Source organism: Deltaproteobacteria bacterium (genome assembly GCA_021737785.1).
Classification (GTDB): Bacteria; Desulfobacterota; DSM-4660; order Desulfatiglandales; family Desulfatiglandaceae; genus AUK324.
The window spans coordinates 18401-39516 of the sequence record JAIPDI010000029.1 but is presented as its reverse complement, the minus strand read 5'-3'; the positions used below and the strand labels follow the sequence as shown (position 1 = coordinate 39516).

The window sequence follows — 21116 nt, the reverse complement described above, 5'->3', positions numbered from 1 at the left end:
AAGATCAGGAAGCAGTATGCAGCAGGCAGTAGGCAGTTACAACCCAATGACCACAGTCTGGCGCGGAGCATGGCGGCCCAAGGTATAATGACCGATGACTGATGACCCCCTAACAAGCATCAAAGGCGGTATGAAAAGCCGGGACTATGTTGCAGGAATAGATGTCGGCTCGCTCAGTACGGAGGCCCTTATTCTCGATAGGGAGGACGGAACCGCGGGTTACGCGATTGTTCAGACCGGCGCCAACAGCACGGATGCGGCGTCCTCCGCCTTAAAAATGGCACTCACCGCATCGGGGATAGCGCGTGAGCAGATCCGGCGAACTGTGGCAACCGGTTATGGACGCGTCTCCATCCCATTTGCTGATAGGCGGGTCACCGAAATTTCTTGTCATGCCATGGGGGCCTTTCACCTCTTTCCGGACACGGGGGTCGTTATCGACATCGGCGGCCAGGATTCAAAGGTGATCCGCGTTGGAGAGGGAGGGAGGGTCCTGGATTTTGCCATGAACGACAAGTGCGCGGCCGGCACGGGCCGTTTCCTTGAGGTTATGGCAGATAAGTTGCAGGTTGAGCTGGAGGATATGGGGCCCCTCTCCTTAAAAGCAGGGGGAGAGGTGGGCATCAGCAGTGTCTGTACGGTCTTCGCGGAAAGCGAGGTTGTATCCCTTGTGGCACGGAACCACCCCAGAGAAGAGATTATCCGGGGGCTCCACCGCGCCATCGTAAACAGGGTATGGTCAATGGTGACGGGGATCGGCATTCACGGCGCGGTGACCATGAGCGGCGGAGTTGCCAAGAATACCGGCGTGGTGAGGCTCATAGAGGAAAAACTCGGCCAATCGATTCATGTTTATTCCGAACCGCAGATCATCGGCGCTCTGGGTGCGGCACTTATGGCCAGGAGAGATCTTCAGGGCCAGCAGCAATAGGAAATATCCGGTGTACCTGCTTTAGTCAGACGACAACATCTTCTTCGTTCCCTTCATTATCTTCTGTAAAAATCAAGAACCAAAAGGTATGCTTTTTTTTAACGATCTGCAATAAATCGATTGACAACATGCGGAAAAGACTATAATAGAAGCCCAATATACGGGTATGTCATGTTCATGTTTGTTTTTGCCGCCTTCTGAGCTGTTCCGATGCTCAGAAAGGAAAGTATGTAAACTTCAATCTTCAAGGAAAGGAGCATTTAATGGCTGCCAAAGAGACGGGCAAGAAGGATGCGGGCAAGAAGGGGAACACCAGAAAGACCACGGCGTTAAAGAAACCAATGACCAAAACGGAGCTGATGAGTGAGATTGCACAAAACACCGAGCTTACCAGAAAACAGGTATCATCGGTATTCGAGGAATTTGCTTTCCTCATCGAGCGTCATATCAAGAAGCGGGGTCCCGGTCAGTTTACATTTCCCGGTCTTTTCAAAATTGAAGTTAAGCGTAAACCCGCGACCAAGGCGCGCAAAGGGATCAACCCTTTCACTAAAGAAGAGACCGTGTTCAAGGCCAAACCGGCTCGCCGGGCGGTCAAAATCCGCCCCTTGAAGAAAGTCAAGGAGATGTCTGCCTGATAGAATGGTCCACGTTTCATCAGGGTCCTTGTGCCCGTATAGTTTTCTTTGATGATTGTGTCAGACGTTGTTGAATAACACAAAAGCCCCATAGATCCAAACCGGTCCATGGGGCTTTTCTATTCACTTCGGCCGTCAATCGCTTTGGGCCGGTGCTTTGCGTGGGAGGGTGTCTCGAAAGCGCTTTCAAGAGTACTCATCATCATATTGTGATATTTTCCCTTACCGCGCACAACACGCTTGATATGGATGTGCAGAGAGCAAGAGAGCTGATTCACACCCCCGGATGGATCGTAAATGCCTTTGCATGCCTCAGCGTGCCGGAAGGCGTCTTCAAAGATAATCTACGAATTGCCGGCTGAGGCGGGCGCTCCGTTCTTCCCATCCCAGGGTCTCGCCGCCTTGTTGAAAAAGCGATTCTCCGGGATCTTCTTTCCACCGTTCCTCTCGTTGTCAGGTCAATCCCTCGAAAAAATTACTGTCCGGCACGGTTCAATGCATCCAGCTTTTCCCTTGCCTTTGCTGCATACGCGCTTTCGGGATGTTTTTGGATTAATTTGCGGTAAAGTTCTTTTGCATGAGCATGGTTTTTCTGCAGCTCCTCCAACTGAGCGGTTTCAAAAATTTCCTTGGCGTTCTCTCCCGAACAACCGCCAATCATCAGTGCGGCAAACATCGTGAAAATCATGATGAGTCTCTTCATCGCTAAACCTCCAGTCTTGGATTCCGGTGTCAGTGGGAGAAACAATAAAAACAGTGTGGGATCGGCTCATGGTGACTCTGGAATAATTTGCCTATAATCTCATAAATCCATGCAGGAATGTCAATTCAAACCTATAGGATTGAATGTTCTAAAGCGGATACCCGCAACCAATTCCGCCCAGGCGGGGCTCACACAGAGACACAGCGCACACAAAGGTTTTTTTGTAAATAAACGGGAACATGCCCTTTTCTCTGTGTTCTTTGCCTGCCCGGTGAAACTTTTTCTGTGTTGTTTCACTCGGGGTGGCTCCGTGTGAGTCTATAAAATAAGGCGTACTGAGAAACAAACAGATTTTCTTGTTTTTTGTTACAGGGTTATTGGAAATAGGGGCCTAAGGAGCAGAGATGGTATTTAAACAACGCAGGAATGAGGTTGCCAGGAAGTTCAGAGCTCTCTATAAGACAGCGCGCCCCCGAAGAATTATAGGGGCGCCTGGTTCGAATTAACGTCGAAGCTTGAAATCTGAGATTTGGCCCTTAATATTGGGTTTTGATGAAAGGACGCGTGAGGGAGGCAACATGAAAACATCAGATAATTCTTCTCGTCAGTTGGCACTCTGGATTTTGGTTTGGTTTCTGGTTTTGGGGATGGTGCTCGCCGGTGTCGGGTATTGGGAATTGGGACTATTCAAGGAGAGTCTGGATACACACCAACAGAAGGTCCTGGATCCTCAATTGTTGGCTGAAATTGAACTTTCCTGGCGGCATATAACCCTGAGAGTTGCTTCGGTTCTGGCAGCAGGTCTCGCGGTTATCGGATTTCTTGTCTGGTTGAACCTTCGTTCGGCGATTCGGAAGGGGAGGACAGGAGATACCCGGGTCGCACCGTCACCACCGGTCAGGGCAGGGAAAGAGATGGCAATACCCCCTGAACAGTCATCCGAGGAGAAGAAAGCGCAGGCAAGGATCGATCAGCGGAGATCTCTTCATCTCCTTTCTCTTTTGCAGAGGGAAGGGCGGCTGGTGGATTTTTTACAGGAGAACCTTCAGGCCTATGATGACGCTCAGATTGGGGCTGCTGTCAGGGGGATACAGGAGAGCTGCCGGGAAAGTCTGAATAAATATGTGGCCCCCAAGCCCGTCATCGACAGGGACGAAGGGGAATCGATAATGGTTGACGCCGGGTTTGACGCCAACAGCATCCGGCTCACAGGCAATGTGTCCGGCCGGCCCCCGTTCAGAGGGACCTTGCAGCACCGGGGCTGGCGGACTACCGGTCTGAATCTCCCTACCCTGTCAGGTTCTCAGGATCCCACCATTATCGCACCGGCAGAGGTGGAAATTGAGTAAGGAGTATTCCATGTCTGAACCCGTTTATGTGATAGGGATAGACCTGGGCACCACCAACAGCGTGGCAGCCTTTGCCAAAATCCCGGTCGATGAATATGATGAACCCGCCATAAACATTTTTAAGATTCCTCAACTGGTGGGGCCCGGCTCGATCGGAGAAAGCGCGGTGTTGCCGTCTTTCCTGTTCCTGCCGGCTCCCCACGATCTTCCGGAAGGGAGTCTTGAATTGCCCTGGGACAAGGGGAATTCCCTGGCAGTGGGAGAATTTGCGCGGGACCGGGGAGCCGAAATTCCTTTACGGGCGATTGCCTCCACCAAGTCATGGCTTTGCCATACCGGTGTAGACCGAAACGAGGCGATCCTCCCGTGGGAGGCCCCCGAGGACAGCCCCAAGCTGTCGCCGGTGGAGGCCTCTGCAGCCATTCTGAGGCACATCAAGGATAGCTGGAACCACGTCATGGCCGAGCATGATGAGAGGTTGCGTCTGGAGAACCAGGAGGTGTTCCTGACAGTCCCCGCGTCTTTTGATGCGGTGGCCAGGGACCTGACGGTCAAGGCGGCAGAACTGGCGGGTTTCCCCAAAAGCACCCTTCTCGAGGAACCCCAGGCCGCCTTTTATGCATGGCTGAACTCTGCAAAGGAAGGGTGGCGGGAACTGGTAAGCGTGGGGGATCGAATCCTGGTGGCGGACATAGGGGGTGGAACCACGGATTTCAGCCTGATCGAAGTCTCCCAGGAAGAGGGAGGACTGGCATTGGAACGGGTCGCCGTGGGGGACCATCTCTTGGTGGGCGGGGATAACATGGATTTGACCCTGGCGTATACCGTGGCCAACCGGCTGGCTGTGAAGGGGCAAAAGCTGGACGCCTACCAGATGAGGACCTTGTGTCACAGTTGCCGTTCAGCCAAAGAGCACCTATTCAGGGAGGAAGGGCTTGATGTCTGGCCCGTTACGATTCTGGGCAGGGGAAGCCGGTTGATCGGCAATACGATCAAAACCGAGTTGACATGGGGAGAGGTGGAGGAAGTCTTGACCCGCGGTTTTTTTCCGGAGTGCGACCGGACGGTTCGTCCACGGGAGCAGCTTCGCACCGGGATGAGGGAGATGGGCCTTTCGTATACGTCCGACCCGGCCGTTACTCACCATCTGGCCCGGTTTCTGGGCCAACAGGACGCTGCGTATGCCGAGGCCGGAGAGGGGAGGTTTGTATGCCCCACTGCGGTTCTTTTTAACGGGGGCGTTATGAAGGCCGGGGGCTTGAGAAGACGTGTGCTCGACCTCCTTTCATCATGGGCGGACAGCGAGAAACAGCCGCGACCTTCGGAAATTGAAACCCATGATTTTGACCTGGCCGTGGCAAGAGGCGCGGCATATTATGGCCTGGTCCGGCGGGGTAGAGGGGTGCGCATCCGCAGCGGGCTGTCAAGGACGTATTATATCGGGATTGAAGCCGCCATGCCGGCGGTTCCAGGGGTCCCTACACCGGTCAAGGCCTTATGCGTCGCCCCTTTTGGCATGGAAGAGGGCGCCGAGGCCCGGATCCCGGACAAGGAGTTCGGTCTGGTGACGGGCGAGCCTGTCAGGTTCGACTTCTTAGGCTCCACCACCCGCCGTCATGACGCCGTCGGTACGGTGGTGGAGGACTGGGGCGGAGAAATTGCACCGGTCGCCACCCTTGAAACCCGGCTGGAAGGGGAAACCGGGGCCGTTGTTCCCGTAACCCTTCAGATCAAGGTCACAGAGGTGGGGACCCTGGAGCTGTGGTGCGTCGCCCGGGAGACGGATCGGAAATTCAAGCTGGAGTTCAATGTGAGGGAAAGGGGAGGGCGTTGAGACTTGAGCATTGAAAATCGAGTATTGAAAGGCCCGCGGCCGACCACTGAACGCCAACGGAGTGACCGTCTCCGGGACGCGGAGCTCGGAACGCGGAGTGGGGAGATCGAAAATAACCTCATGACAATGAAGCGAATGACGGCCCCAGGCCTGATGACCCATGACCACTAACTACATCGTAGGAATCGATTTAGGCACCACCAACTCAGCAGTCAGTTATATTGATCTATCTCGTGCGGACCGTGAAGCCCCTCCCCGCATAGAGGGCTTTGAGATCCCCCAGCTTACCGCTCCGGGTGAAATCTCAATGCTCAAAGTCCTCCCCTCGTTTTTGTACCTCCCCGGCGATCATGAACTGGACAACAATGGACTGCAGGCGACCTGGACCTCTGAAAAAAAGGGGGTTGCAGGCGCATTTGCCAGGAACCAGGGGGTAAAAGTCCCCAAACGGCTGGTCTCCTCAGCCAAGAGCTGGCTCTGCCACGGCAAGGTGGATCGCAGGGCCCCTATCCTCCCCTGGGGGGGGGACGGTCAGATAGCGAGGATGTCCCCGGTTGCTGTAACCGCCGCCTATCTGAGACATATCAAAGAGGCCTGGAACCAGGATAAAAGGGAAGACAAAGGGCGCTATCTGGAAAATCAGAATGTGCTTATTACCGTGCCTGCCTCCTTTGATGAGGTGGCCCGGGATCTGACCATGGAGGCCGCTGCCCAGGCCGGATTAAGACATATCACCCTTCTGGAAGAGCCGCTGGCCGCCTTCTACTGCTGGCTGAGCATGCATGAAGGTGGGTGGGACCGGTTTGTCCGGCCCGGAGAATTGATTCTGGTGTGTGACGTGGGGGGAGGAACCACCGACTTCACCCTCATCACCCTTCGAGAGAGGAACGGCCATCCGGTCTTTGAACGGATTGCAGTGGGCGATCACCTGATCCTGGGGGGCGACAACATGGACCTTGCCCTGGCCCATCGGTGTGAAGCACGTCTCCAGGGAGAAATGGGCAGGCGGTTAAGCCTGGACCGCTGGCAGGCCCTTTGCAGTCAATGCCGCCAGGCCAAGGAAAGGCTACTTAACTCCCTTTCCGAGTCAGAGACCATCACCCTGTTAGGCGAAGGGAGGAAGTTGATCGCCGGTACGGTATCCACGCGATTGTCTAAGGAAGAGGTGGAATCGGCCATCCTGGACGGCTTTTTCCCCCTGATCGCGCCGGGGGAATCCCTGATTGAGAAGCCCCGGCAGGGGATGATCGAGTTCGGGCTGCCATATGCCCAGGATCCGGCCATTACCCGTCACCTGATCCGATTTCTGGAACACCACAGGGAGGATGTCAGGGAGATGCTGGGAAAAGCGACGCCGAGGCCGGACCTGATTCTTTTTAACGGCGCCGCGTTGAAGCCTCCCCCTGTTCAGGAACGGATCCGAGAAGCGGTTTCAAGATGGTGTGGTGTGGAAGAGGGACCTCTGCCCCGTATCCTTCAAAATCCTGACCTGGACCTTGCCGTATCCGTGGGGGCCTCTTACTACGGTCTGGTCAGAAAGGGTCAGGGGGTCCGGGTAGACAGCGGCAGCGCCCGGGCCTACTACCTGGGAGTTCATCTTGAGACGGATATGCCGGAGGAGGGGATTGCCCACCCCTCTCTCCCGCAGACAGCCGTCTGTCTGGTGGAGCGTCACATGCCGGAGGGGACCGCGAACGCGCTGACAGATAGAAAATTCCATGTACTTGCCAATCAACCGGTACAATTTTATCTATACAGCTCCAGTTACCGGACAGGAGACCGGGTGGGGGAGTTCGTTCCTGTCGATGATACCCTCACCCCGCTGCCCCCCCTTTACACAGTGATCAAGTTCGGCAAAAAGGCCGGGGAGACTGTGATCCCGGTGGAGGTGGAGGCTGATTACACGGAGATGGGGACACTGGCCGTCTGGTGTCGATCTGCTCGGAGTCCCCACCGGTGGCGGTTCCAGTTCCGGTTGCGGCAAACGGACCCGCCACCTGAGGTGTCGGACAGAGAGGTTTTTGAGGAATCATTGGTGAATGAGGCCTTGGAAGCAGTGAGAAAGGCCTTCTCTGCCAAGGACGGGAACAGAGAGACCACCCGCCTCATCAAGACGCTCACCGCTGTAGTCGATCGCCCAAAGGAACTATGGCCCCTCGGTTTGATACGCCGAATCGCCGATGAACTCCTGTCTCTCAGATCGGCCAGGGGGCGAAACCCGGACCATGAGGCCCGGTGGTTGAACCTGATCGGATTCTGCATGCGACCGGGATTCGGGGACCCCCTGGATGGGCACCGTCTTGAAAATCTCTGGAGGATCTTCCATGAAGGGTTGGTTCATGACAAACATGCCCAGATCCGGTCCGAGTGGTGGGTGTTGTGGCGCAGGGTGGCAGGGGGACTTTCCGCGGGTCAGCAGGTTAAGGTATTACAGGAAATTTTGTCGCGGATCAAGCCCGGCAAGGGGGACAAAAAGAAGAGGCTGGCTCCGCAGGAGCATATGGAGATCTGGATGACTGCGGCCAACCTGGAACGAGTCCCGCAGAATGACAAGGTCGTCTTGGGAGGCCTTCTTTTAGAGAGTCTTCGGCCCGGCAAAACCCGACCTCAATACTGGTGGTCTCTTTCAAGGATCGGCGCCAGAGAACCCCTTTACGGGCCTGTTGACAGGGTGATTCCGCCGGACGTGATTGCCTCCTGGGTTGACAGAATTTTAAAATCCGGATGGCGGGACCTCAGGCCGGTGGGCGCTGCTCTGGCCCACATGAGCCGCCTCGTCGGGGACCGGAAGCGGGACTTGGATCCGGAACTTGTGCAACGCGTAATAGCCTGGATCGCCCCCCATGAATGGTCAGAACAGTACATAACGCCTTTGAAGGAAGTGGTTCCTCTGGACCGGAACGAAGAGAGCGTAATCTTCGGTGAATCTCTCCCCTCGGGAATACAGTTGCGGATGGACTGACACGGATCACTGATCAGAAGGGCGGGATCTGTTGGTGCATGATTTTCGTTCGAGGATTTTCAGGAAAGGGAAGGTTAAGTGTACGGAATTCCCTTCATACAAAATATCTCGTATGTTCAGATAGTTAGGCATTTTCACCCCTCCTGCTGCGATTCTCTCCCTGAAGGAAAAACCCTTCACAACAGTCTTTCCCCTCGCTGCAAATATTAGAATATATCTCCATATATCAATAAGTTAACCTCGTCATCCAAGGGTGGCACGCCAGTTGCTTAAAGGAGGGCTAAAGGCTGTCTTATAACTAACGCCGATAACCGCAACAAAAACAGCCGTGTGCTGTCCCGTCATTCCGGCATGCCCTCAGCCGGAATCCAGTCTGCCGGTCTTCTGGATTCCGGCCGGAACCGTGCCGGAACGACAAAAGGGTAAACGTGCAGTGGAAGGATGGCCATATTTTCTTGTCTTTCATGACAGAAGACCGGCGAATAGGATATTAACATCGCAAGCTCCTTTCCTGGACAGGGATGGATGGGATTGCGGCGAAAGGGTGAACACGGAGATCTAATGATGAGGATATTGATTGTTGATGACAATGAAGCCTTGACCGTTCTCATGAAGGAGATGCTGGAGACAGAAGGGGTTTATGATGTGGAGACGGCGGAGAATGGTGAAGATGGCTATTTAGCCTTTCTAAACTTTAAACCTGATGTCATTCTCACGGATATCGAGATGCCGGTTAAGAACGGTATTGAAATGGTAAGAGACATTCGGGTGCACTATCCCAGCGTAAAAACCATCTATATGAGCGGTGACTTAAACAGATACCGAATGCTCCTTGAAAACGAAGAAACCGAATACAAGGCAGATCTCCTAAATAAGCCCTTTTCGTTTTCAAAGGTAATGGGTCTGTTTCACGAATATCAAAACGAAGCAACTGATATGAGATGCCACTCTCAGGGCGATCTTTGTCAGTAGGTGCACCACGGGGACAGACCACAGCGGTCTCAGCAGCGGTCACCCTTTATTGTCAGTGGCAAACCCCAGTCTTTTCAACCTACCGGCGATTTGATTCTTCATGATCCAGTCCCTTGAAAGGGGATGAGTCGACAGGCACCCCGATCACCGGCAAAGTCGTGTGTGCCGCAATGGCCCCGGCCAGATGAGCGGCCCACCCGGCACCCGCGATAATCACTTCAATTCCGCGATCGGCCGCAGAAACGGCATACGCCCTGGTCAGATCAGGGGTCCGGTGAGCTGAGAGCACCTTTACCTCATGCGGCAGCTCCAGTTCTCTGAGGAGTTCCAAACATCCCTTCATCACTTCTGAATCAGACGCGCTTCCCATGATTACAGCCACTTGTGGTTTGCCTTGCACCATCGGATTCTTGGCCCTTCGGACAAAGGCGTCCAGATAGAACTTGCCGTCCGGTACCTCCTGATAAGCGATCCATTGGTATCGATCGAATTTGAAAAGCAGTACAAAATTGTTTGACAGGTTAATAAACATGCTTATAGTTGCTACGAGATGGACCATCATGCAACAATGTGAACACATGCAAAACGCTTCTATGGAAGAGACCAAGGAACGAATGCCGTGAAAGGAACGTCTAAATGGGTGACTCGGGAGAACTGCGGCAGGGTTCTCAAGGAACTGCGACAAAGGTTCGGCAGCATGTCAGTGGCCGAGCTTGCCAAAACGCTGGGCGTTGCTCGCAGTACGATCATGAGGATCGAGGCGGGACAGACGGCGCCCTCAGACGACATTTTGAACAGATTGAAGGCGATCCAGGTGATTGGAATATCCAGATTTCAGAGTTTGTCAGAAACAGACAAGGACCGGTTTTCACAGATTATCGAGGAGTTGGGCGAGAATCCGGAGTTGTTTGCCACCAGTGGAATGTTAAGGGAACTGACGCCTGCGGGGATACTTGCCGGTCTGGGGACCATCGCAGGCGCGTCCCTAAATGTATCGTCATCCGTGGTCAGTTCCATTCCGATCCTGTCCAGTCTGGCCGGGTACGGTCTGGTGAAGGGACTGAAATCGGTTCTGGAGGCGAACAAGCTGTTGTGCGTCGAGAATCGGGGGGTCTGGGAGATTCAAACACCAAGGGCCGCAGAGCCAGAGAAGGAGGCAAAAGAAATGGACGGAAAAAGGAAAAACGAAGAGAAGAATGGTGGGGTCGGTTTTGATTTTGGGCTTGGCGGGTTGTTCAAGGGCCTGGGCAGTCTGATCGATGCCGCGAACAAGCTGGCGGAAAAGGGCGAAGAGCTGTCCAAATCGGGTGAAATCGATTTCAGCGGACTGGACAAGATCAGGGGGCTAAAAGACCTCAAGGGCGTCTACGGGGTCAGGGTGCGCACCCTGGCTGACGGCAGGCCGTCGGTGGAACCGTTCGGCAATATCAAGCGGACGCCCAAAGGGCCGGTGGTCGAAGAGGTGCGGGAGCCCATCGTGGACGTGTTCGACGAATCCGATGGGATTCATGTGGTGGCCGAGATGCCTGGGATCGACGAAAAAGACATAACCCTCGGTATTCAAGGGGACATCCTCAATATCAGGGCGGAGGACCCGAATCGAAAATACCAGAAAGAGGTGCTCCTGTCTCGAGAGGCCAATGTAGAGGATATGAGGTGGACGTACAAGAATGGGATCTTGGAGGTCAAGATAGCGGCGAAGGGTAATTAGTCATTTGACCTTGGACGTTGGACTTCGGACCTTGGAATACCGCATCATTGGCTTCACTGTCATTCAATAGTCATTCAATAGTCATTCGGTGGTCATTTGGCCTGCGGCCGTCATTCCATCGACATCGGATTTTGGACTTTCAACATCTATGAGAAGCCTCCTTTACATCCCAATGATTCACGCGGACGCCGATCTGGGAAGCATGGCCCCATCCCTTAACAGAAGAAGCCTCGAAATATGCGGGAGGGAGAGGTGGCTCAGACATAAGGAAATCGTCGCGCAGTTCTGGGAGAGGATCCGTGACTATTTTAAAGGGATGGATCCAGCAGGCCTGAAGATTTACCAGGACGGGCTGATGGCCGACGGCGAATTCGGGAGAAGGATCATCGAAGAGGGGGCCAGAAGGGGGAGCCCGAATCATCAGATTGTCCTCGATTTGATCACGCGGGGCGCCATGCTTCGTAAAACTGAGGATGTCGAACTCCTCAAAAGGGAATTCGATCGCATCCTGCAACTTGCGGGAACCGGGTCCGAACCGGAAGAGGGGCTCGTCGCCTCCTACAGGAATGAAGGAGCGCGGCTCATGGCGGAAAGGGACCGGTTCATCGCAAGGACCATCAACCAAACCCTGAAAGAAGGGGAGACGGGGGTGCTTTTTATCGGCGCTTTTCATAACGTCATTGCCGAACTGGAGGATGACATCAAGGTCAGCGAGCTGAAGCGTTTGGATACGGTGAAGGCATATTTTGAGACCGTGCTGGCCGGTGGCGATGACGATGCGTTCGAGCGGTTGGCCTTGTATATGGTTTCAGACAGTCCAAAGTCCGAGGTCCTAAGGCCAGTAGGCAGTAAGCAGTAGGCAGAAAGCAGTAAGAAACGAGTGACGCGTTGGTCCAACGTCCCCCGCCCGGAAACAACCGAATGCCCACCGAATGACAACCAATGACGGCCGCAGGCCAAATGACAGCGAAGCGAATGACGCCTGAAAGGCTAATGGCGGGGCCCAGCTCATTGCGTCTCTGTTCCTCTATTTTCTTGAGATTCGATGTAGCCGGTGGTATCATTCATGCGTCCTTTTGGGACATATAGTCCCCCTAAAAAAGACCATTTGATTCGATATACCAGGATCTCCAGGGTCCCTGATCTATTATTGACCGTGATATTGGCCATTGCTCGAAAATACAATACTCCCTTCATCATGATGTTGAACTTCCATAAGATGGAACTGGCGGGGGAAGGCTCTGAGGATGTTCGATGAAAAAGATACTTATAGTGGATAACGATCGTTTTTTTCTTGAGGTGATCAAGGACCTCCTTAAACATGAGGGGCACGAGGTATTGACGGCGGAAGACGGCCTTTCTGCACTCGACATTCTGGAATCATTTACCCCGGATGTCATATTCCTCGATATGGTTATGCCCAATATCGATGGCAAACGGCTGTGCCGGATATTGCGCAACATGAAGGATTTCAAGGATGCGTACATCGTCAGTCTTTCCGCAACGGCCGCGGAAGATTCCGGCGATATTATGCGGGCAGGAGTCGATGCCAGCATCGCCAAAGGCCCCCTTAACGAGATGGCCGTAAGAATTCTAAACGTTATTGACAAAAGAACGGATTCTCTATCCGAGCTGTTTTCAGAAACGATGGGGCTTCCCGGGAGGATTCGCGAAAGAGGCATTACCCGGGAACTTCTGTCGATCCAAGGGCACTTTGAGATCATTTTGGGGCAGATTGACGAGGGCGTCTTCGAACTGGCCGCGGACGGACGGGTTGTTTATGCCAATTCGGGTGCGGCGTCTCTGATGCATTTGGCCGAGGAAGATATGTTGAGGCGTCCATTTCTGGATCTATTTCAGGAAGAAAGTCGCAAGGCGGTCAGGATATTGCTCGAAGGCGGCGCTGAGAAATTCAAACAGGTATCTGATGACAACCCGCTGATACTGAATGAATATCAGGTGCACATGGGCATGTATCCGATCCCCGACAGCGAAGGAAAGCGACTTGTCATCTTCCGTAATGTCACCGAGCAGAAGAAGGCGGAGGCGGCGCTGAGGAAAAGCGAGGAGAGGTATCATCTCCTTTTTGAAAACGCGAGCGATGCCATATTCGTTTTACAGGATGACGCCATTAAATTCCCCAACAAGCGCGTTTCTGAGATGTTTGGATTCACCGCAAACCAGTTGCTGGACCTTCCATTTTTCGACCTTGTCCATCCAGAAGACAGAGATGCCCTCATCGAGAGATGTCGTCAGATCCTGAGGGGTGATGAGGTATGGGGCATCTATCCGTTAAGGATGTTGAGCCGGTCCGAAGAGGAATTGTGGGTTGAATTGAATGCTGTTCCGATTCAGTGGGACGGGAGGCCTGCCATCCTCAATTTCGTGAGGGCCGTTACCAAGAAGAGACTGCCCGGAACCCATTTCCGCCAGGATGTAACCCGGTCTTAGCAACCTGCCGGGCTCACCACGCATCTCCGGCATGAGTACGTCCGAGTTATTAGCTGCTGACCGAAAAAATGGACTAAAGAAGTGACTTTCGTTAAGGCTTGAAGATCCACATGGTTATAAAAAAGCGACCTGTTAATACATTTTTGATGGATTAGGGCGGAGAAGCTGATCATGCTTGGAAACAGCATTTTAATCGCGGATGACGAAGATTCGGTACGCAATATACTCGCGCGATTCATTGAGGCTGAGGGGTGCCAGATATTTCTTGCCTGTAATGGCAGGGATGCAGTGGAAATGGCCAAGAATCACCCGATTGACCTTGCGATCTTGGACATCGTCATGCCGGACATGGATGGGGTAGAGGCCTTGAAACAGATCAAAAAAATCGATGAGACGACAGAGGTCTTGATGATTACCGGGAACGCCCAACTTGAGTCCTTGAGAGAGATTCTATTCAAACATGGCGCCTACGACTACCTTTTGAAACCGTTTGACGTCATGGAAATCAAGCTTTCCATTCGAAGAGCTCTGAGGAACAGGGAGCTTGTTCTCAAGGGGAATGTCGTCAGAGATGATATGCCGGGCCGAATCCAGGAAATGGAAAGGCAATCCAGGGAGAGAACCTTTAATCTGAGACAGTCCCAGATCCAATACAGAAACATGGTGGAAGGCTCGGCGAACATGATCTTGATTTCCCAGGGAGATCAGGTTAGATTCGCGAATGCGGCATCGCTTGAGATGACAGGATACTCGAGGGATGAAATTATGGAAATGAGCCTAATCGATTTTGTACACCCCGATGACTGGCAGTCGGCCATCAACGGCGACTGGGAGCAATCATCGGGCAAAGGGATACCGCATGCCAGGGCTTTCAGGTTGATCAAGAAGGATGGGTCATCCATATGGGTTGAGGATCGTACGACGGAGACTCTGTGGGCAGAAGCTCCTGCATCAATGCATATGATCCAGGATATCTCGGAGCGGCTGAAGAACGAAGAGTCCCTGAGAATCAGGGATGCGGCAATGGCCACCTCTATCAGCGGGATTGCCCTTGCGGACCTTGAAGGCAATATGACCTATGCCAACAGGGCCTTTCTTAAAATGTGGGGATATTCCAATCCGAATGAACTTATCGGGGAACCGATTCGAAGGCTCTTCCACAGCCAAATCAAGGGTGAAAAGGCGGTTGAGGCCTTACGGACGAAAGGCGGGTATGTGGATGAGGTTGCTGCGGTCCGGAAGGACGGCGCCACCTTTCCGGTTCAGGTCTCTGCCAGCGTGGTTTTGGATGAGTCGGACAGCCCGATCTGCATAATGGGTTCATTCCTTGACATCACCAAACAAAAAAAGGCCGAGGAAATGATGATGCGGACAGAGAAGCTGTCGTCATTAGGCCAGCTCTCTGCCGGTCTTGCCCATGAGTTGAGAAATCCATTGGCCGTGGTCAGTTCCTGTTCGCAATTCTGTCTTGAGAATATGAAACTTGAGCGTTTGGTGCGTGAGAACTTTGAGGTCATATATCGAAACAGTCAACGCGCGACTAAACTCATCAATGACCTGATGGCGTTTGCACGGCCCGGTGACTTAGTGCATAGCGAGGTGGACATCAACGAGGCGCTGACAAGCATATTGAAGATGAGCAGACTCGAGGTGGACCCCTCCCGCGTCGGCTTTGTACGCCGTTTGAGAAAGGGGCTTCCAAAGATCGTTGGAGACAGAGAGAAGCTGGGACAGGTCTTCCTGAATATCATCCAGAACGCCATTCACGCGGTTTCAGACAGGGGGGCCATCGTTCTTGAGTCGCGGTTCCTCGCAAAGGAACATATGGTGGAAGTGAGCATTATCGATAACGGGCATGGCATCCCGGAAGACTGCATCAACAGAATCTTTGATCCCTTCTTTACCACTAAAGCCAGCGGGACCGGCCTGGGTTTGAGCATCTGTCATTCCATCGTGGAGAAACATCATGGGACTATCGCTGTGGAACGTGCCGAGAAAGGGGGCACTCGGGTATGCGTGCGGCTGCCGGCGATAGTATACAGGGAGGATAACGATGCTGAGTGAGGGCCATGTGCCGAGTCACAGGCAGATTCTGATCGTGGATGATGATCATGATTTTCGCTGGGCAACTGGCAATGTCCTCGAGGCAGCGGGATACCAGGTCATTCATGCAGAGAATGGCGATGAAGCACTCGCTTACCTGGAGAAGGATATCCCCCACATGGTCCTCCTGGATTACCGGATGCAGGGGCTGAACGGTTTACAGGTGGCTGAGGCGATGAAACAGCGGATCCCCGCCGTACCTATTGTAATGATCACGGCCTATGCCCAGATCGATTCTGCTGTCAAGGCGATGAAGATGGGCGTATATGATTACGTCACCAAGCCTGTGGACAACAACGATCTCCTCTTTACCATCCGGAGCGCCCTGGAAAAGCGGGACCTGATGGATGAAGTGGCGCGGCTGAGGAGCGTCCTGGATGAACGTGCCTCCCTGCATGAGGCGATGGGGAAAAGCGACCCGGTCAGAAAGCTGATCCGGCATGTGGAAAAGGTTGCGCCTACCTCATTTACGGTACTGATAGAGGGAGAGAGCGGGACGGGCAAGGAGCTTGTGGCTCGTGCTATCCACCATCTGAGCGAGGTGAAAAAGGGTCCGTTTGTGGCCGTGGACTGCGGGGCCATCCCTGAACCCCTGATCGAAAGTGAACTCTTTGGTCACATGAAGGGCGCCTTCACCGGGGCCTCCGGCGACAAGCCGGGACAATTCGAATTGGCCGACGGCGGCACCCTTTTCCTGGACGAGGTAGGCAATCTCCCCTATACGGTACAGCAGAAGCTGCTGCGGGCGATACAGGAACGGGTGATACAGCGACTCGGGGGCATAAAACCGGTGGAGATTGATGTCCGGATCGTGGCTGCGACGAACCAGTCCCTCGAAAAAGACGTGGGGTCGGGAAGCTTTCGGGCCGATCTTTATTTCAGATTGAGCGAGTTTACCATTCGGGTGCCTTCCATGAGGGACAGGAAAGAGGATATCCCCTACCTGGCCAAGAAGTTCGTGGATGAAGCGGAAGGGGAACTCAACAAAAGATGCGGCGGGTTTTCCAGGGAGTCCCTGATTGCCCTCTCTTCATATCACTGGCCCGGGAATGTACGCGAGCTGCGGAATGTGATCCGCGAGGCCGTTCTCCTCTGCAAGGAGAACGCCCCGATGCAGTCTCGACACATGGCCTTCAGCCCCCATTCGATGCCAGCCTCGAAGGGGGAGGCCCCCGGTGTAATGGAAGCGGGCTGCGATGGAAAGAAGTCCCTCAGGGAGATGGTGGAATCCTATGCTGCTGCCGTTGAAAAAGGGATTATCGAGGAGGCCTTGGCCGAATCAGAAGGAAACAAAAGCAGGGCTGCCAGGAAACTCAAGGTAGATTACAAGACCCTCCTCAGAAAGATGAAGGCGCATGGGATTAGGTAGTGCCTGAACGAAAACCCCATTCAGGCACAATTTTGGATTGGCAGTCCAAAGGCAGGAGGCAGTAAGCAGCGAACAACTGAATGACGGCGAAGCCAAATGACAACCGAATGACAACTGAATGACGGCCGAAGGCCAAAGGACGCGGAAGATTTGCTGCAATCCAATGACCACAGAATGACCATGAATGACGCCCGAAGGGCAAATGACGGCGCAGCCAAATGCCCCACGACCAAATAACCACCCTCCATCGCCCAACGTCAGAAGATCCAAAATCCGCGATCCAAATTCCAAATTCCGAAATCCCGCGCCCACCTATTGCACGCGTGCCATAATTGGGGTTGCGATGCCATACCTTTTTGTTGTTCCCCGGGCCTCCTTTTGCTCGCCCCATTCCGGATAATTCAATCAATTCAGATAGGTTTGACGTCCCATTGCCTATGGCACAGAAAATGCTTAATAAGAGGCAAAACCTGTATCGATCTGAAATAGAAGGGAGGTGAAAAGGCATGGCAATGGAAAAAGCGATGGCATCCTCGAGTCTGGCAGAGGTTGTCGACAGGATTCTGGACAAGGGTGTTGTGGTAGATGCATGGGCCAGGGTATCCCTGGTGGGCATCGAACTGTTGGCCGTTGAGGCCAGGGTCGTGGTGGCTGGTGTTGAGACCTATCTCAAATACGCTGAGGCCATCGGTCTCACCGCAACCGCGTAGGGGTTGGTGATCCGTCTGAGAACGGGCTGTCTTGCAGCTCGGCGCATCAACAGAAAAGGCACATATCGCAGCCTAAAAGAGTGAAAGGAGATTTTATTATGGCAATGGAAAAAGCGATGGCATCCTCGAGTCTGGCAGAGGTTGTCGACAGGATTCTGGACAAGGGTGTTGTGGTAGATGCATGGGCCAGGGTATCCCTGGTGGGCATCGAACTGTTGGCCGTTGAGGCCAGGGCCGTGGTGGCTGGTGTTGAGACCTATCTCAAATACGCGGAAGCCATCGGTCTCACCGCGACCGCGTAAGAGCGTTTCGATTCACTCACAACTGAAGGGAGATTGCCAGGTATCCTTGAGATCTCAGAGGCGTCATGCACCCCTCTCAGAGCAAATCAGATTATAGCAGACACATCTTGAGCATATCTGAAATCTCCGGCCCCATTACTGGAAGACCGTAAATAAGTCTGACAATACTCCCTTCTTCGATTTGAAGGCTTGAAGCAATTGTCCGAGTTATTTGCGGTTTTTTATGGAAGAGGTGCGACAGTGGGAACAGGCGACGAACTGAAGGCTTTGGCAAACAGCGTGATTGACTCCTACGAAATGCGGGTGAGGACCGTTAACGGGCTGATGGAGCAGGCCTATGGGTTTCTCAGGAGTTTTCAAATGGAGTTGGAGGAAATGATCGAGCGACTGAGGGACAACCTTGCCAAGGGAGAGAGCCTGCGGAAAGCGGATTTCGACCGGATGATGGCTGATTTAAGCGAAAGCCGGCTTTCTCATCAACTGATAGCGGAAGATGTGCTGAGCCGCTTTCAAAAGGAAGAGACGGAGATGATCGACCGACTCAGGAAGATCGTCATCTCGGGTGGCCGCTCGAACCTCAAGGATATGGAGTCAATTAGGGACGACATCCTCAGACGCCAGAAGGAACGGGAGACCGGCGTCATCCGGGCGCTTAAACGGGTCCAGGTGGAGCAGGAAGAACTCAAGGCGGCCATCAAACGCCTTCTGAGCAAGGGAGAGGACGTGAAGATAAGTGATTTCAAGCTCATGCTCACATCGCTCAGAATCCAGCAGGGCGACCGTGAGATACAGCTCTGCCGCATGCTGGAGGATCTTGATCTGGCACGCAGCAGGGTTCAAAGCCAGTGGCAGGCGGTGGCGGGGTGCCATTAGTCATGGGTCATTGGGTCTGCGGCCGTCATTCGTTGGTCATTCGGTTGCCATTCACTTCGCTGTCATTCGATAGTCATCCATTGTTATCGTGGTCAGGGACCTGCAATTTTACCAATGACCAATTACGCCAATCTGCATCCCCTAAGGGTCAGGTTCGCAAACAGAAACCTTCAAGACGTCCTTGAAGATATGATCGGGATGTAGCAATACCCCCCTTCTCGCGGAACGTGGAATCTCAAGCATGTCTTTATTCACGACCAAATGGTCGAAGGAGGATCCCCCATGTTAGCAGAGAATATGACAAGATTGGCAGAAGAGATTGCCGATGCCTACGAAGAGAGGGTGAGAAGCATCTCTGAAATAAAGACAGAAACTGCCGAGAAACTGGCCGGGTTCAGAGCGGACCTTGAGGACTCAAACAGGGAGCGGGCCGAAAGGGTTCAGGCGGAACTCAAGGAGATGGGCGACACCCTGAGATCTGATTTGAATGCTTTCAGGTCCGGGCTGGCCCAGTTCAAGGACGATCTGGATGAAGCGGAGAGAGGGCGCAAGGCCGAGGCCAGCGAGGAGATATCCGAACGATCTCAGCACATCGCCAATCTGCGGAAAGATACCCTGAACCTGGTCGATGACTTTGAGAATGCGCGGAAAGATATGTGGCGCCGTCTGAAATCAGACCTGGAAGATTTCACATCCGCCCTGACAAGTTTCAGGGTAGATCTTGCCGGGGCTCATAAGGAGCGTGTGGAGATGATCCGCGCTCAGCTCAAAGAGATGGGCGACAGTCTCAGGTCGGACCTGAAAGCGTTCATGTCATTGCTGACGCAGTTCAAGGCGGATCTGGATAAGGCGGAAAGGGTCAGAAAAGAAGAGGCCCTGGGCGAAATAGCCGAGCGTAGAAGGGATGTGGGCGCCGCGCTGGAAGGTACACGGGACCTGCTGAAGGAATTCGGGACGGCGCGACAGGAGATGTGGGACAGCCTGAAATCCCAATTAGAGGTCTTCACATCCGAGCTGGCGGAGTTCAAGGCGGATCTGGACAAGGCGGAAACAGACCGGCAGGAAACCATGGGACAGGAGCTGAAAGAAAAGGCCCAAGAACTCAGATCAACCCTGAGCGGGTTTGCATCGGAACTGTCTGCCGGCGTTGCAGAAATGATGGGGCAACTAAACAAGGACCGCGGCGAGGCGACCCGGGCGTGGAGCCAGATTCTCTCTGCCATGCGAATGTCCAGGGGCGAAAAGGCGATGACACCTCCGATAGAGGCGAAACCTGTGGTGATACCAGAGACCGTTCCGGAGGCATTTCAAGAAAAGACGTCGGAAAGTCGCCCCGAGGAGGTGGCGGCAGAAAGAGCGCCCATGCCGGAACCCGCCGTCGAGACCGATGTCAAGGCAGAACCGGAAGAGGAGGTGGAGGAAGAATTGGATCAAAGAGAGGGCCTGATCAGCGAGATCCTAGGCCTATTGGAAGAAACCCCGGGCGGGTTGAGGATGGTGGAACTTGCCGAGACCTTGGGTGTGGAAAACTGGCGTTCCCTGATTCCGATTATGAGAGAACTCCTGGACGGGGGGGATGTTAAGAAAGAGGACTCGACCTATTTTATCGTCTAACCGTATCATCTCAATAAATAGGGGCGGCAGGAAGAAATGATGTCTCACCGCGGAGACGCAAAGGTCCAGAGTGAACAAAAACACAAGTCCCTTTGCGTTCTCTGCGCCTTGCGGTGAAAATAAGGTCGGAATGGATGTGCAGCCTACGGGTGGTATCGATCCCCGAATGGCGCATACCGTCTGCTGTATGTTGCCGGGCAAGGCAGTGCCCGGAAGGAGAGAGACAATGACGTTTAAAGCAGACCTGCAGGTTGAGGGGAAAGATCCCCTGAAGTGCGCCTTTTGTCAAGGCACCGGGATGGACCCGTTTGAACTTCTATCCGACCAATCTGCCTGTCAGGTCTGCGGAGGGAAGGGCAGGGTGACCATCCGGGGGCCTTTCATAAAATGCGCATATTGTAAGGGGACCGGTGTTCAGCCTCAACGCCGTCTGGTCTGTACCGTTTGCGGCGGTAAGGGGGTAGTGAAGGCAACGGCGCCGGCAGAAGATTGTCCCCATTGCCATGGGAGGGGATGGGCCCCGGGCCAATATCTCCCCTGTCTGACATGCGGCGGCAGGGGAGTGGTTAGTGGTCGTTGAAGAAGAAAGGAGGC

The 21116-nt window shown here is 53.7% G+C and carries 18 protein-coding genes; 16 read left to right on the top strand and 2 right to left on the bottom strand.

What is annotated here, in order from left to right; genetic code table 11:
* Window positions 1-130: 130 nt before the first annotated feature.
* A complete protein-coding gene (locus K9N21_14795) occupies window positions 131-931 on the top strand; it encodes an acyl-CoA dehydratase activase (GenBank protein MCF8145181.1) in 801 nt (266 codons plus the stop codon).
* Window positions 932-1194: 263 nt separating this feature from the next.
* Entirely contained in the window at window positions 1195-1569 is a 375-nt protein-coding gene (locus K9N21_14790) for an HU family DNA-binding protein (GenBank protein MCF8145180.1), read from the top strand.
* Window positions 1570-2044: 475 nt separating this feature from the next.
* Here K9N21_14790 and K9N21_14785 read toward each other — a convergent pair whose 3' ends face one another.
* Window positions 2045-2272, bottom strand: coding sequence for a hypothetical protein (locus tag K9N21_14785; GenBank protein ID MCF8145179.1), 228 nt, complete (start codon window positions 2270-2272; stop codon window positions 2045-2047).
* A gap of 578 nt (window positions 2273-2850) precedes the next feature.
* Here K9N21_14785 and K9N21_14780 point away from each other — a divergent pair.
* From K9N21_14780 to K9N21_14765, 4 genes are all read left to right on the top strand, one after another.
* Window positions 2851-3621, top strand: coding sequence for a DUF2760 domain-containing protein (locus K9N21_14780; GenBank protein ID MCF8145178.1), 771 nt, complete (start codon window positions 2851-2853; stop codon window positions 3619-3621).
* Window positions 3622-3631: 10 nt separating this feature from the next.
* Complete coding sequence (locus K9N21_14775; protein MCF8145177.1) at window positions 3632-5455, top strand: Hsp70 family protein; 1824 nt, start codon at window positions 3632-3634, stop codon at window positions 5453-5455.
* Window positions 5456-5615: 160 nt separating this feature from the next.
* Window positions 5616-8417: a hsp70 family protein gene (locus K9N21_14770; GenBank protein ID MCF8145176.1), complete on the top strand. Its 2802-nt coding sequence runs from the start codon at window positions 5616-5618 to the stop codon at window positions 8415-8417.
* A gap of 561 nt (window positions 8418-8978) precedes the next feature.
* Window positions 8979-9389 carry a response regulator gene (locus K9N21_14765; GenBank protein MCF8145175.1) on the top strand — a complete coding sequence of 137 codons (411 nt, stop codon included), beginning with the start codon at window positions 8979-8981 and terminating at the stop codon, window positions 9387-9389.
* Window positions 9390-9468: 79 nt separating this feature from the next.
* Here K9N21_14765 and K9N21_14760 read toward each other — a convergent pair whose 3' ends face one another.
* Window positions 9469-9792 (bottom strand): AIR carboxylase family protein, encoded by a 324-nt coding sequence (locus K9N21_14760; GenBank protein MCF8145174.1) that lies wholly within the window; start codon window positions 9790-9792, stop codon window positions 9469-9471.
* A gap of 216 nt (window positions 9793-10008) precedes the next feature.
* On the opposite strand from K9N21_14760, the gene K9N21_14755 reads away from it, so the two are divergent.
* The 10 genes from K9N21_14755 to K9N21_14710 all read left to right on the top strand — a co-directional run bounded on the left by K9N21_14755 (window position 10009) and on the right by K9N21_14710 (window position 21102).
* Window positions 10009-11100: a helix-turn-helix domain-containing protein gene (locus K9N21_14755; protein ID MCF8145173.1), complete on the top strand. Its 1092-nt coding sequence runs from the start codon at window positions 10009-10011 to the stop codon at window positions 11098-11100.
* 148 nt (window positions 11101-11248) lie between these two features.
* The gene (locus K9N21_14750) at window positions 11249-11959 is read left to right on the top strand and encodes a hypothetical protein (protein ID MCF8145172.1); all 711 of its coding nucleotides are present in this window, start codon (window positions 11249-11251) and stop codon (window positions 11957-11959) included.
* Window positions 11960-12354: 395 nt separating this feature from the next.
* Window positions 12355-13551, top strand: a complete 1197-nt coding sequence (locus K9N21_14745; GenBank protein ID MCF8145171.1) for a PAS domain S-box protein — start codon at window positions 12355-12357, stop codon at window positions 13549-13551.
* A gap of 171 nt (window positions 13552-13722) precedes the next feature.
* Window positions 13723-15615, top strand: a complete 1893-nt coding sequence (locus K9N21_14740) for a PAS domain S-box protein (GenBank protein ID MCF8145170.1) — start codon at window positions 13723-13725, stop codon at window positions 15613-15615.
* Window positions 15605-17023, top strand: coding sequence for a sigma-54 dependent transcriptional regulator (locus tag K9N21_14735; GenBank protein MCF8145169.1), 1419 nt, complete (start codon window positions 15605-15607; stop codon window positions 17021-17023). The genes K9N21_14740 and K9N21_14735 overlap by 11 nt, the downstream gene beginning before the upstream one ends.
* A 506-nt stretch (window positions 17024-17529) precedes the next feature.
* Complete coding sequence (gene gvpA / locus K9N21_14730) at window positions 17530-17733, top strand: gas vesicle structural protein GvpA (protein ID MCF8145168.1); 204 nt, start codon at window positions 17530-17532, stop codon at window positions 17731-17733.
* Between the two features lie 98 nt (window positions 17734-17831).
* On the top strand, window positions 17832-18035 hold the full coding sequence (gene gvpA / locus K9N21_14725; protein MCF8145167.1) for a gas vesicle structural protein GvpA: 204 nt from the start codon (window positions 17832-17834) through the stop codon (window positions 18033-18035).
* A 240-nt stretch (window positions 18036-18275) separates the two neighbouring features.
* A complete protein-coding gene (locus K9N21_14720) occupies window positions 18276-18908 on the top strand; it encodes a hypothetical protein (GenBank protein MCF8145166.1) in 633 nt (210 codons plus the stop codon).
* 282 nt (window positions 18909-19190) lie between these two features.
* Window positions 19191-20522 carry a hypothetical protein gene (locus tag K9N21_14715; protein ID MCF8145165.1) on the top strand — a complete coding sequence of 444 codons (1332 nt, stop codon included), beginning with the start codon at window positions 19191-19193 and terminating at the stop codon, window positions 20520-20522.
* A gap of 226 nt (window positions 20523-20748) precedes the next feature.
* The gene (locus K9N21_14710; protein ID MCF8145164.1) at window positions 20749-21102 is read left to right on the top strand and encodes a hypothetical protein; all 354 of its coding nucleotides are present in this window, start codon (window positions 20749-20751) and stop codon (window positions 21100-21102) included.
* Window positions 21103-21116: the final 14 nt, after the last annotated feature.